Source organism: Tessaracoccus terricola (assembly GCF_054776555.1).
On record NZ_BAAHBS010000001.1, the window covers coordinates 276314 to 288501 of the forward strand.

At 71.0% G+C, this 12188-nt stretch carries 9 protein-coding genes and 1 tRNA gene; 8 read left to right on the forward strand and 2 right to left on the reverse strand.

Going from position 1 to position 12188, the window contains the following annotated elements; translation table 11 throughout:
* The first annotated feature begins 7 nt into the window (after positions 1-7).
* The 4 genes from ACYU7G_RS01265 to treZ are packed head-to-tail and all read left to right on the forward strand — an operon-like array spanning position 8 to position 5876.
* A complete protein-coding gene (locus tag ACYU7G_RS01265) occupies positions 8-535 on the forward strand; it encodes a hypothetical protein (RefSeq protein WP_461103947.1) in 528 nt (175 codons plus the stop codon).
* Entirely contained in the window at positions 460-1623 is a 1164-nt protein-coding gene (locus ACYU7G_RS01270) for a hypothetical protein (RefSeq protein WP_461103949.1), read from the forward strand. The genes ACYU7G_RS01265 and ACYU7G_RS01270 overlap by 76 nt, the downstream gene beginning before the upstream one ends.
* 42 nt (positions 1624-1665) lie before the next feature.
* A complete protein-coding gene (locus ACYU7G_RS01275) occupies positions 1666-4140 on the forward strand; it encodes a DUF2207 domain-containing protein (RefSeq protein WP_461103951.1) in 2475 nt (824 codons plus the stop codon).
* Between the two features lie 2 nt (positions 4141-4142).
* Positions 4143-5876, forward strand: coding sequence for a malto-oligosyltrehalose trehalohydrolase (gene treZ / locus ACYU7G_RS01280; protein WP_461105126.1), 1734 nt, complete (start codon positions 4143-4145; stop codon positions 5874-5876).
* 433 nt (positions 5877-6309) lie between these two features.
* Here treZ and lgt read toward each other — a convergent pair whose 3' ends face one another.
* Entirely contained in the window at positions 6310-7344 is a 1035-nt protein-coding gene (lgt, locus tag ACYU7G_RS01285; protein WP_461103953.1) for a prolipoprotein diacylglyceryl transferase, read from the reverse strand.
* Between the two features lie 74 nt (positions 7345-7418).
* Here lgt and ACYU7G_RS01290 point away from each other — a divergent pair, with 74 nt between their 5' ends.
* The 4 genes from ACYU7G_RS01290 (at position 7419) to ACYU7G_RS01305 (ending at position 9195) form a co-directional block, all read left to right on the forward strand.
* Positions 7419-7652 carry a hypothetical protein gene (locus ACYU7G_RS01290; protein WP_461103955.1) on the forward strand — a complete coding sequence of 78 codons (234 nt, stop codon included), beginning with the start codon at positions 7419-7421 and terminating at the stop codon, positions 7650-7652.
* Positions 7649-7861, forward strand: a complete 213-nt coding sequence (locus tag ACYU7G_RS01295; RefSeq protein WP_461103957.1) for a hypothetical protein — start codon at positions 7649-7651, stop codon at positions 7859-7861. The genes ACYU7G_RS01290 and ACYU7G_RS01295 overlap by 4 nt, the downstream gene beginning before the upstream one ends.
* A 61-nt stretch (positions 7862-7922) precedes the next feature.
* Positions 7923-7995, forward strand: a tRNA-Ala gene (locus ACYU7G_RS01300).
* Between the two features lie 276 nt (positions 7996-8271).
* Positions 8272-9195 (forward strand): proteasome assembly chaperone family protein, encoded by a 924-nt coding sequence (locus ACYU7G_RS01305; RefSeq protein ID WP_461103959.1) that lies wholly within the window; start codon positions 8272-8274, stop codon positions 9193-9195.
* A gap of 187 nt (positions 9196-9382) precedes the next feature.
* Here ACYU7G_RS01305 and ACYU7G_RS01310 read toward each other — a convergent pair whose 3' ends face one another.
* On the reverse strand, positions 9383-12091 hold the full coding sequence (locus tag ACYU7G_RS01310; protein ID WP_461103961.1) for an ATP-binding protein: 2709 nt from the start codon (positions 12089-12091) through the stop codon (positions 9383-9385).
* Positions 12092-12188: the final 97 nt, after the last annotated feature.

Genomic DNA, 12188 nt, shown 5'->3' on the forward strand with positions numbered 1-12188 from the left:
TGGCACCATGAGCACCACCCGCGCCCTGTCCGCGGTCACCGCCCTCCTGCTGGCGCTGGCCACACTGCTCGTGCCCGTGAGCGCGCACGCGGCCGAGGACACCGTGCGCAGCCTCGAGGTGGCCCTCGACGTGGCCGCCGACGGGACGCTCAGCGTGCGCTACGACGTCGAGTGGTACTTCGGCGGGGAGTTCCGAACCGCCCCGTTCATCATCATCACGCGCGAGCCCTGGGACGAGGGCGGCTCCCCGAAGGACCTGGTGCGGGAGGTCAGCAACCTTCAGGTCACCACCCCGCAGGGCGATCCGGTCGAGTACGAGCAGACCGGCTACGAGGCCGGCTCCCACGGCCAGGTCAAGCTCCGGATCGGGGACCCGGACTCCACCGGCCGCACCCTGCGGTACGCGGTCAGCTACGACGTCGCGGTGCGCTGCGCACCACCGACGGCGTCCCCGAACTGGTGCACCGGGTCACCGACTGGAGCTACCCCCTGGTGGAGGACTTCGAGTTCACCGTCACCGGCCACGACGGCGTAACCATGGCCCGCTGCCACGTCGGCCCCGACGAGTGCGAGCGGGAGGTGGTCGACGGGGTGGCCACCATGCACGGCATCCTGGCGGCGGACGGGGAGCAGCTCGTGGCCGTGGCGCAGTTCCCGGCCGGGTCCGTCAGCAACGCCGAGCCGATCCTCGAACAGCCCCGCGCCGACGCCCCCGAGGTGATCGCCCAGGACAGTGAGCTGGTGGTGGATCCCGGCGGGAGCACCCACGTCGAACACACCCTCACCTACGCCGTGCCGCAACTGCTGAACCCGGACCAGCTGCGCTTCCAGATCCCCGTCCGGGCCCGCCACGACGACGACACGGACCGCCTGTTGGTCGTGTCCAACATCTCGCTGCAGCGCGCCGACGGGACGCCGCTTGCGGTGGAGGTCACCGAGCCCGAGGGGTTCGACCGCAACCAGCACGCCACCGTCACCGCCGAACTCCCACCCACCGAGGCCGTGACCACCGTGGTGCTGGCCTACGACGTCGCGGGTGCCGTGGGCACCAGCGAGGACACCGACGAGACCGCGACCTTTCGCTGGCCCCTGGCCGTCACTGACATCAGCGCCGCCGAGGAGGCCACCACCATGGTCCGGTTCCCGGGCGCGGTGCTGGTGGTGGACTGCACCTGCACCCTGCGCGAGAGTCCCCGCATTGACGGCGGCACCGTCGTCCTGGACACGCTGCCGTACCGCAGGGGTGCCACCTCCTCCCTGCTGGAGGTGCACGTGCCCGGGGACTCCGTGCCGGGCGTGGCGCTGGATCTCGCCAACCCCAACGGCCGGGACTTCGCGGTGCACCTCGTCATCGGTCTGGCGGTGTGCGTCGTGGCCGCGGCCGGTCTGGTGCTGGGCATCGGGCTGCCCGGCGGGGCGCACGTGCGCCGCAGCAGCGGCGCGGCCAAGGTGACGGCGCTGGTGGTGGGCGGCGTGGTGTTCACCCTGCTGCTGCCCGCCGCCGCGGTCCTGCTGCACCTGTTCGTGTTCACCGAACCCGCAGCCCTGTGGCTGCCGATCGCCTGCGGGGTGGCCCTGGGCTCGTTCATGGGCTACATCACGGCCGTCATCCGCTCGGCCTGAGTCGTCCTCGGGAGCCGCCCCACCGGTATCGTCGGGAACGCCATGACCCACCTCGCCCGCCTCGCCGCCACCGCCCTCGCCCTGGTGCTCGCCGTCCTCGTCCCTGTGATGGCGCCGCCCCCGGCACACGCCGCCACGGACACGGTGCGCAACCTGCAGGCCACCTTCGACGTCAACGCCGACGGCTCCGTCGACGTGCGCTACCTGCTGGACTGGGACTTCGGGGAGAAGGGCCGACGCGGCATCGAGTTCGGCATCGCCACCCGCGAGTCCTGGGACCAGGACCGCTCCAAGGACGTGGTCTACGAGGTCTCCGACATCCAGGTCTCCTCCCCCAGCGGGGCACCGGCGATGTGGGACGAGACGGTCCTGGACTACGGCTCGGACGGCCAGGTCATGCTCCGCATCGGTGACCCGGACAAGGCGCTGGACACCGAGACCGCCACCTACGAGATCAGCTACACCGTCGTCGGGGCCATGCGGACCTTCGACGGCGTGCCGGAACTGAACTGGGACGTCACCGGCTGGGACTACCCGCCCATCGACGAGTTCACCGTCACCGTCACCGGACCCGACGGCGTGGACCGGGCGCGCTGCCTGGTGGGCTCCGAGGAGTGCGAGCAGCAGGTGGCGGGTGGGGTCGCCACGCTGAGTGGCAGCGACGTCGAGGAGGGCGACGCCATCACCGCCGTCGCCGCCTTCCCGGCCGGTTCCGTCGCCAACGCCGAACCCATCCTCGAGGACCGCCGCCTCATCATCCCCGAACTGGCACGGCAGGACAGCACCTTCACCGTGGACCAGGCTGGGGTCACCACCGTCGAGCACACCCTCGTCTACGCCCTTCCCGACGACGCCGACGAGGAGACTCTGGACCTGAGGATCGACACCCGGGCCCCACTCAACAGCCATGTGGACCGCCTCTGGCGCGTCACGGACCTCGTGGCCACCAACGAGCTCGGGGCGCCCTACGAGATCGAGACCCGCATCCGCGGCGAGGACGAGAGCGAGGAGACGCTCCACATCGAGGTCCACGCACCCGTGGTGCCACCCACCGCCACGGTGGTGGTGAGCTACCGCATGGAGGGTGCCGTGGACTCCGATGACGGCACCGCCACCTTCCGGCTGCCGCTGGGCGACGCCGACCACTACGGGGAAGTCGCCTCCACCTTCACCTGGCGGCTGCCGAGCGAGGTGCAGGGGGCCGACTGCGTGCGTCTGGACCTCGACGGCAACGACCGACGCCGCGGCTGCGCGGACGACGAGACCTTGGTGGTGGACGGGGACACCGTCACCCTGGACAGCCCCACGGGCGCCTCCAGCACCTCGCTGATGCGCTTCGAGGTGACGCTGCCGGCCGACGCCGTGGGCGGGGCCACCGCCATCGTCGAGCCGAGCCGGGACCGGGCGAACCGGATGACCGCCGTGGGCTCCACCGCCACGGCCATCGGCGGGGTCGGGCTGATGGTGGTGGCGGGGCTGTGGGTCCGCAGGCGGTCCTCCCGGGCGCAGGACCTGCGCTACACCGACGTCAGCCCTGGGCTGGTGGATTCCGGCGGCCGCACCGCCACGGTGCGGGAGCACCCGCAGGTGGCGGTGCAGTTCGAGCCGCCCGAGGTGGACGTCGCCACCGCCGGCCTGTTCCTGGACCGTGAGTTCCGCGGCACCCACACGGCCGCGGTACTGACGCAGATGGCCGTGAACGGGGCGGTGAGGGTGAAGTCCTCGCCCCTGTCCGTGCAGCTGGCCGACGCCGACGCCGTCACGGGAGAACTGGAGTTGGAACTGGCCGCGGAACTGGACCACGATGAAGGTTCCGGCGCGGCCTTCGCTGCCACGGCGCAGGCACTGAACCGGATCGTGAACTCCCACCAACTGAAGGTGGTGCGGGACAAGCGCTACTTCCAGCCGTCGAGCAGCAGCCCGTCCAGCAGGTGGCGCGGCCTCGGCATCCTGGTGCTGGGAGTGGGGGTGCCGATCGCGGGGATCCTGCTCGCGGTGTTCCTGGACAACTGGATCCTGCGCCTGGGCGGCATCGGGCTGGCCGTCGGGGGCTTCGTGGCGCTGGGGATCGTGGGCACGGCCAAGGCCGAACGCTCACTGGGCGCCACCGGCTCCGCGCTGCTGGACCAGATCCGCGGTTTCAGGCTGTACCTGGAGACCGCCGAGGCGGCGCAGTTGGACTTCGAGGCGGACCAGGACATCTACTCCCGCTACCTGCCGTGGGCGGTGCTGTTCGGGCTGACCGAGCGCTGGACGAGGATCTGCAAGCAGCTGGCCGCCGCCGGCAAGATCGCCCCCCTGGGGACGGCGTTCCCCGCCGACTTCTCACCCGACGACTTCTCCCGCAGCCTGCGCACGCTCACCAGCAGCGCCAACGTGGCCTCCCTGCCCGCGCCGCCCTCCTCCTCCTACAGCGGGGGCTGGTCCAGCAGCGGCGGCTCCGGCGGATCCTCCGGCTTCTCCGGCGGCGGTGGCGGCGGCGGCGGGGGCGGCGGCACGAGCGCAGGGAGTTGGTGACCATGGCACTGCAGGTCTGGGCCCCGCACGCCACCCGCGTCGACGTGGTGGCGGGCGAGTTCCGCCGCCCGATGCGACCCTCCGGGGGCGCCGGCTGGTGGGTCGACGAGCACGGGTTCGAGCCCGGCACCCGCTACGCGTTCAGCCTCGACGGCGGGCCCTCGCTGCCCGATCCACGCGGCCTCGCCCAACCCGACGGGGTGCACGGGCCCAGCGCCGTCGTCGACCCTGAACTGTTCACCCGCCGTCCGGACTGGGGTGGCAGGGACGTGCGTGGCGGCGTCGGCTACGAACTGCACGTGGGCACCTTCACCGACGGGGGTACGTTCGACTCGGCAGTCGAGCGGCTGGACCATCTGGCGGGGCTTGGCGTGGACTACGTCGAGGTGATGCCGGTGGCTCCCTTCCCCGGGGAGCGCGGCTGGGGCTACGACGGCGTCGGGCTCTACGGCGTGCACCGCGCCTACGGCGGGCCGGAGGCGTTCGTCCGGTTCATCGACGCCGCCCACGCCCGTGGGATGGGCGTGGTGCTCGACGTCGTGCACAACCACCTCGGGCCGGAGGGCAACTACCTGGCGCAGTTCGGGCCGTACTTCACCCCGCGGCACCACACGCCCTGGGGCGACGGGCTGAACCTCGACGACGTCGACTCCGCAGAGGTGCGCGCGTTCCTGCTGGGCGCGGCCCGGCTGTGGCTGGTGGACTACCGCCTCGACGGGCTGCGGCTCGACGCCGTGCACGCCATGGTGGACGACTCGCCGCGCCACTTCCTGGCCGAGCTGGCGGACACGGTGACCGGCTGGGAGACGGAGACCGGGCGGCCGCTGGCGCTGATCGCCGAGTCCGACCTGAACCGCGTCGAGATGGTCTCTCCCACCGGGTCCGTGCCCGGGGCGCGCGGCATGGACGCGCAGTGGGCCGACGACGTGCACCACGCGCTGCACAGCTTCCTCACCGGCGAGACGCAGGGCTACTACGTGGACTTCGGCTCCGTGGACGTGCTGCGCAAGGCACTGACCGGGGTGTTCGTGCACGACGGCGGGTACTCCACCTTCCGCGGCAAGGACTGGGGAGCGCCCGTGGACCCGAACTCCGGGCTCTACGACGGGCACTCGTTCGTGACGTTCCTGCAGAACCACGACCAGGTGGGCAACCGCGCCACCGGCGACCGCATCGGCCGCACCGTCGAGGCGGGCGCACAGGCCGCGGGGGCGGCGCTGTACCTGCTGTCCGCGTTGGCCCCCATGGTGTTCATGGGCGAGGAGTGGGCCGCCAGCACGCCCTTCCCCTACTTCTCCCACCTGGGCCCGGAGCTGGGGCCGAAGGTGACCGAGGGCCGCCGCCGCGAGTTCGGCGAGATGGGCTGGGCCGAGGAGACCCCCGACCCGCAGGCGGAGGCCACCTTCCGCAGCGCCGTCCTGCGCTGGGACGAACGCGACGAGGCCACCCATGCCCGCATGCTGGCGTGGTACCGGGACCTGATCCGCATCCGGCACACCCACCCCGACGCCCTCGACCCGTCACTGGCCGCCGTTCGGGTGGAGATCATCGACGACGACACCCTCCTGATGCGCCGGGGCAACCTCGCCGTCGCCGCCACCCGCGCCACCCGCCCCGTGGACGTGGACTTGGGCCCCGGCGCCGAGGTCCTGGCGGCCTGGCACCCCCCGACCGAGCCCGCCCCGGGCCGCTTCACCCTCGGGGGCCCCACCGCCCTGGTCGCCCACCTGCCCTGACCCAGTCGCCCTCCCAGTCGCCCTGAATCGCGAGCGACAGCGAGCCTCGAAGGGCCCAGCCCCACCCAGTCGCCCTGAGGCCCGAGCGGCAGCGAGCCTCGAAGGGCCCGAGACCAATCTCCGAAGCGACTTTTGAAACGGCCCCCTGACCCACCCTCGGATACACATCCGTTTCCACAAGTTGCCCACAGTTTCCAAGCGTCAACCACACCTTGATCCCCAGTTTTCAACAGTTGTTCACAACCTTGGGGAAAGGTCCCGGTTTCAAAAGTGGCCGAAGGGCCGAATCGAGCGTGAATCACGCGTGGAAACCGCGTCTCGCAAGATTCCACATCCGCGCGGGAAGTGTGCTACCCACAGGTCCGGATCTTGGGTCCATCAGGCTCGGGCCGGGAGTTCTTCCACAACTTGACCGGAGTTATCCACAGTTCGTTTAACGCTGTTCCTCAGGAACCTCAGCCGGGTCCGAACCCTCGTCAACAGTGGTTTCGGGGGCACCCTCGGGGGCGTTGGCAATATCGTCAGACGTCTCGTCCTCAGGTTCGGAGGACTTGTCCCCCATCGGCTCCGCGGACCCGTCAGGATCGGAGGCCGGCTCGCCCTCACCTTGGGCATCCCCAGTCGCCTCGTCGCCGCCCGCCTCGACGTCGCTGATCGCCTGGGTGCGGGACCAGGTCCAGATGATGAGGCCCGCCACCACCATGGGGACGGAGAGCCACTGGCCCATGCTGAGGCCGCCGCCGAGGAGGCCGAGGTAGGAGTCGGGCTCGCGCCAGAACTCGCCGATGAAGCGGAAGGCGCCGTAGCCGAACAGGAACGCGCCGGCCACCTGGCCGCGGAAGCGGGGCTTGCGGGCGTACAGCCACAGCAGGACGAACAGCAGCAGGCCCTCGAGAAGGGCCTGGTAGATCTGCGACGGGTGGCGCGGCACGTCGCCGCCGGTGGGGAAGATCATCGCCCACGGCAGGTCCGCGGAGGCCTCGCGGCCCCAGAGTTCCCCGTTGATGAAGTTGCCGATGCGGCCGGCCATCAGGCCGAAAGGCACGGCCGGCACGAGGAAGTCGGCCACCTGCAGGAAGGGGCGCTTCTTGATGAGGCCGTGCACTGCGATGCCGACGATCACGCCGATGGCGCCGCCGTGGAAGCTCATGCCGCCGTCCCACAGTTTGATGATGTCCAGCGGGTTGGCCAGGTAGAACGAGGGCTTGTAGAACAGGACATAGCCCAGGCGGCCGCCGACGATGACGCCGGCGATGGCGTAGAGGAGCAGGTCCTCGATGTCGGCCGGGGTCCACTTCTCGGGCTTGGTGATGGAGCGGTAGGGCTCGTGCTTCAGCCTGCGCCGCAGCAGGATGTACGCGACGGCGAACCCGATCAGGTACATGATCGCGTACCAGTGGATCTTGAGTCCGAAGATGTTGATCGCGACGGGATCGATGTCGGGGAACGTGAGCACAAGGGGCGCCATGGGCCCAAGCTTTGCACAAGCCGGGAAACCGAATCGCTTGAGAGTGGACCGGGTGGACGAGGATGATACGGCCCATGAGCACCGCAAGCGGAAGCCCAGCCAACAAACCAACCACCACCCTGGTCTTCAGGATCCAGGTGATCGCCATCTCCATCGTCGGAGCGGCGGCGGTCATCCTGTTCATCATCTCCCGGTTCGTCGAAGGCGAGCTCGCATCGTCGCTGAGCAACGTCGCCGGCATCCTCGGCATCGCGTGCGCCGTGATCGGGTTCACCTTCAGCCTCACCGCGGGGAGGGCAGTCAAGTGACCGACGCCGCCACGGGCATGAGTCCCCTGCTGTTGGCCCTCGCGCTCGTCGGCGCAGTCGCCGTCGTGACCTTCGTCGTGTTCGTCGTCGTGGGCGCCTCCAAGGGCTGGTCCGACCCGGGCGCCAAGGGCGTCCTGCGGGCCTTCTTCCTGCTCGCCGCGGTCTGCGCCGTCCTCGGCGTCGTGGTGGGCCTGACGAGCGGCGGGTGACCCTCGCCCGCGATTTCACAGATACAGACGGCCCCCGGTATGCTGGTCGGGCTGTGTGATCGGGGCATTAACTCAATTGGTAGAGTGCCACCTTTGCAAGGTGGAAGTTACGAGTTCGAGTCTCGTATGCTCCACAACCCGAACCCCTGGCCCAGGCCGGGGGTTTTCGCATCCCCCTGGCCCAGGCCGGGGGTTTTCGCATCCCCCTGGCCCAGGCCGGGGGTTTTCGCATCCCCGGCAAGCTGGCGCATTCTGCACCGGAGACGGAGCCAACTGCGCCCCACTAACATGGTGGCGCATTTGGCTGGCGCACTCAGCATCGCAGACGGAGCCGAACGCGCCACTGGGCCGAGGACGCCTGCACCGCGCCCCGGCTGACGGGACTTTGACCGGCGTGAGAGGCTGGAGGGGTGCAGAACCCATCAGATCTCTATCGACTCGAGCCCGGCGCCGTCAGTGACGCCCCGCGTCCGGGTGTGCTGCTGGTTGCGCTCGGGACGTTCATCGACGCCGGGCAGGTGCAGCGGATCCTCAGTGAGCACCTCGTCGAGACCGGCAACGCGGAGCTGATCGCAACCTTCGACGTGGACCAGCTCGTCGACTACCGCGGCCGCCGCCCCACGATGGTCTTCGACGTCAACAAGTGGGCCTCCTACGAGGCCCCGGAAATGCTGCTGCGCCGTCTCACGGACCGCGACGGCGCCACCTACTACCTGCTCACCGGCCCGGAGCCCGACTTCCAGTGGGAGCGGGTGGTGGCCGCCGTCCGTGAGCTGGTCGACGCGCTGCACGTCTCGCTGGTGGTGCACGTGCACGGCGTCCCGATGGGCGTCCCGCACACCAGGCCGGTGGGACTCACCGCCCACGCCACCGACGTCAAACTGATCAGCGACGTGCACTCCCCCTTCGGCCGGGTGCAGGTGCCCGGGTCAATCGGGGCGCTGCTGGAGCTGAGGCTCGGGGAGGACGGTCGCGACGCGGCAGGCTTCGCCATCCACGTTCCGCACTACCTGGCGGCCACCGAGTTCGCCGAGGGTGCGCTGAAGGCGCTCAACGCCGTCGTGGACCTGACCGGGCTCAGCCTCCCCAACGACGACCTCGTCACCCGCACCGAGACCAACCGCCGCGCCATCGCGTCCGAGGTGGCGGACAACGCAGAGGTCCAGGGCGTGGTGGCGGCGCTGGAACAGCAGTACGACGCGTTCGTCCAGGGGCAGGAGCACCCCAACCTGTGGGCCGACGAGGCCACGCGGTTGCCGTCGGCGGACCAGCTGGGTGCGGAGTTCGAGAACTTCCTGCGCACGGTCTCCGACGAGGGCAACGACGAGGAGTGAGGGCGCGGGCCACGCAGCAAGGCTGAGGGTGCGGCCGCTCAACCCCCTTGCGGGAGTCGCCCCCCGGCCGCGGCCACACCCTGGCCTGCAGACCACCATGTTCGATACAGCCATCGTGGTGACCACCACGCTAGGGGTGCCGTGATCCCAGTACCTAAGTAGGTGGGTACTGGCTTTCGCACAGTGGTCAGCCCTCTTCGGGGGTGCCGATCAGCGCGGCGATCTCCTCGCGACGCCGCACGCCCAGCTTCGCGAACACCTGGTAGAGGTGGGACTCGACGGTGCGCACCGACACCACGAGCCGCTCGGCGATGGCCGGGCTGCTCAGACCTGCGGCGGCCAGCCGCGCCACCTCCCGCTCCCGCCGGGTGAGGACGGGCAGTTGCTCCACCTGCGAGACCTGCGTCATCGCCACCCCCTCGCACTCCGCCGCCAACCGCGCGGCCCGCGCCCGCGCCCGGTCCGCGGCGGGTCCGGCGTGCAGCAGCATCGCCGCCGCGACGGCGGTCTCGGCCGCCTCCAGCCGCAACCCGAACTTCTCGAACCGCTGCGAGACCTCGTCCAACCCGACGGCGTCCTCGGCCGCAGCCCTGTCCGCGTGGGTGGCCAGCAGCGCGGGCAGGGGTGATGAGCAGGCAGCGGCGCACTCGGCCAGCAGCGGCGCAACGGTCGTGGCCGGGGCACCCAGGCGCATCGCGGTGTGGAGCAGCCGGGCCCGGTGCACGGGGAGCTCGCGGAAGCGGTCGGCGTGGTCCAGGGCCAGGCGTGCGGCGCCGGTGCTGTCGCCCAACGCGGCCCGGATGAAGACGTCGGCTAGGACGAAGTCCAACCGGCCACGCGAGCGCTGCTCGGCGATGGGCATCCTCCGGGCCCGGGCGAGGGTCTCGCGCGCGCCGTCGCCGTCGCCCAGACGGGCCTCGGCGCTCGCCGTCGCGGCCAGCACCCAGGCGAACGTGCCGTCGAGTCCCGCCCGGTGGAGGCAGGCGGCTGCCTCACGGAGTTCCTTGAGTGCGCTGGCCGGGCGGCCACGGAGCAGCTGCATGTTGCCCAGGCCGAAGGCGGCCAGCCCCAGCGTCACGTCGTCGTAGCCGGGAACCCATTGCGTGTAGTTGGCCCGGATCAGGCTCTCGGCCAGTTCCAGCCGACCCTCCTGGAGTTGGCAGAGGATCTCTTGCAGGTCCGAGGTGCGGCGCGCCCGCGGCGCGAAGGGGCCGCCCTGGGCCGCGAAGCTGCGCAGCTGGGCGTGGACCGCCCTGGCCTGCTTGGACTCCCCCATCAGGATCAGCGCCTCACCGGCCGCCTCGCCGGCCACCAGGAAGGTGTGCTCCTGCGCGTCCGGGTCCTGGAGCACCTCCAGCGCCAGCTCGGCCGCCTCCCGCGGATGGCCGGCCTCCAGCAGCATCACGGCTCGGAGGGTGGCGTCGTGCCGGCGGGAGTGGGGGTCGCGGCAGTGCTCGTGGAAGCGGTCGAGCATCGCCTCCGCGTCCGCGTCGGCGCCCAAGCCGTGGTACAGGGCGACGAAGCGGCAGTCGAGGTACTGGATCCGCACGTCGGCGCGTTCCTCGGCGAAGGCGACCGCCTCCACGGCGGCGAGCCTGTCGGCAGCCTCCCGGAACCGGCCCAGACCGTTCAGCGCCGCGGCCAGCAGCACGGTGGCGGAGACGTCGTCGCCCTGTCCGACGGCGGCCTCGGCCAGGCGGATCCCCTCCTCGAACGCGAACACGGAGTTGGCGTGCCGCGCGGCGCTGAGCAGGGTCTCGAGGTCCGGCTGGTCACCCGCGTCGAGTTGCCAGCAGGCCAGCCGCATCCGGCCGGCGCCGTCGAGCAGTTGCCTGGAGGCCACGTCCGCCAGGGTGTGGAGCAGTTCTCGCCGGTGCGACGACGTCAGCGCCGCCAGCGCCACCTCACCCAGCAGCGGATGGCCGAGCCGGTAACTGTCCGGGTGGCCCTCCTGGGGGGCGCGCACGCGCTCCACCATCCCGGCACGCTCCAGGCTCACGAGGGCCTGCCGGTCGCAGGCGTACTCAGCCAGCCGCGGCTCCAACGGCTCGCCCAGCGCCAGGACGGCGAGTGCCCGTTGCTCGTGCTCCGAAAGGGCGCCGAGCCGGCCACCCACCGCGTCCACCAGACGGTTGGGCAGCGGGACCCCACCGTCCCAGTTCCACACCCCGTCGTGCCTGGTGAGCGAACCGGCCTCGACGGCGGCCAGCACGAACTCGCGGATGTGGAGCGGGCTGCCGCCGGTGACGTCGTAGAGGCGGCGGAGGGCCGGCTCCGAGATCATGCCCCCGAGCGCGGTGCGCACCAGCGACGCCGCGTCCCTGCGGTTCAGGGGCGAGATGTCGAGGCGGTGGGTGAGTCCGTCACGCCACAGGGCGGCGATCGGATCGGGGACGGGCTCGCCGGATCGGACGGTTGCGAGCACGACGGCAGCACGGGTCAGTGCCATGCGCAGAACGAGTGATGCGCTGCCGGCGTCGAGGTGCTGGGCGTCGTCGACCACCAGTAACGGCGGGACGTCGCCCTCGGGCGCGAGCGCGGCTATGAAGGCCGCATGGAAGGAGACCGCGTCGGTGTAGTTGCTCGGGGAGACCCGGGGAGCCAGGTGCGCCAGGGCCCCGTAGGGGATGAGGGAGGCCGCGGCCGTTCCGACCGCCCAGTGGGTGGTGACCCCGGCCGCACCGGCGCGCCGGCTGGCCTCGCGGGCCAGCCGGGTCTTGCCCGTGCCCGCTGGCGCCACAACCACGGCGCCCATGGGTCCCTCCCCCGCAGGCGCCGACGAGATGGCGTCCGTCAGCAACTCCAGTTCCCGGTCCCTGCCGACCAGCGGCCAGGTGGCGAACAGGCGCGCTGGACTCGGACCATCCCTGCGGGAGTTGCGGTCGACCAGCGACATGCAGGCAGCCTAGGCAATTCCGAAGCCGCCGTCAGGAGGACTCGAAGATTTCACTCTCAGCGAACTTGAGTGGACATGACTCAACTCCTACTTGAAC